This is a genomic window from Sandarakinorhabdus oryzae (assembly GCF_009733735.1).
GTDB lineage: Bacteria > Pseudomonadota > Alphaproteobacteria > Sphingomonadales > Sphingomonadaceae > Sandarakinorhabdus > Sandarakinorhabdus oryzae.
Genome location: NZ_WNJP01000412.1, coordinates 1 through 564, shown reverse-complemented (window position 1 = coordinate 564; position 564 = coordinate 1). Strand labels below are relative to the sequence as shown.

Below are 564 nucleotides of genomic sequence, written 5' to 3'. Positions count from 1 at the left end.
GCCCGCCGGCTCGGCGAGGACCTGCGCGCCCGGCGCGATGCCGGCCAGCGGCTGCAGCCCCATCAACAGCGCGCGGCCATCGCGAAAGCCGATGATTTCAGCGGCAAGCTGCGCCGATCCCAGCGCCACCCGGTCACCGATGGCACCGCTGATGCCCACCGCCTCGATGATGTTGCCATCAGCCGCCACCACGCAGCCGCCGCGGCGGATCGGCAGCGGCGGCACCGTCATGGTGCTAATATGATCAGCAAGGCGCGCGGTCAGGCTCATGCCAGCGCCTTCATGATGCGGGCCAGCCGCTCATCGAGCCCGGCTTCGATGCGGAAATCCGGGCCGGCCAGCACCACGTGCGCCGCCGGCAGCGAAGGATCGGCAGCGGTGGCGAGGCCCGGCGGCAGTTCCGGGCCCAGCAGCGCCAGCGTTTCAGGATGGGCGATCAACGTCGGCAGCGCGCCATCGGCGACCTCGGCCAGCGCCGCCTCCACCAGCGGCGCCAGCACGCTGCGGCCGGCGCCGAGTTCGGCCATCAGCACGGCTTTCGCCACAGCCGCCACCAGTTGCACC

Annotated in this window: 1 protein-coding gene and 1 pseudogene; both read right to left on the bottom strand. The window is 72.2% G+C overall.

Features of this window, described 5'->3' with window-relative positions; all coding sequences use genetic code 11:
• Positions 1 to 270 (bottom strand): annotated as a pseudogene (locus GJ693_RS16610) (hypothetical protein); the annotation flags it as partial.
• On the bottom strand, positions 267 to 564 hold a 298-nt coding region (locus tag GJ693_RS16605; protein WP_197042329.1), incomplete at its 5' end, for a FliH/SctL family protein. The gene GJ693_RS16605 and the pseudogene GJ693_RS16610, both read right to left, overlap by 4 nt.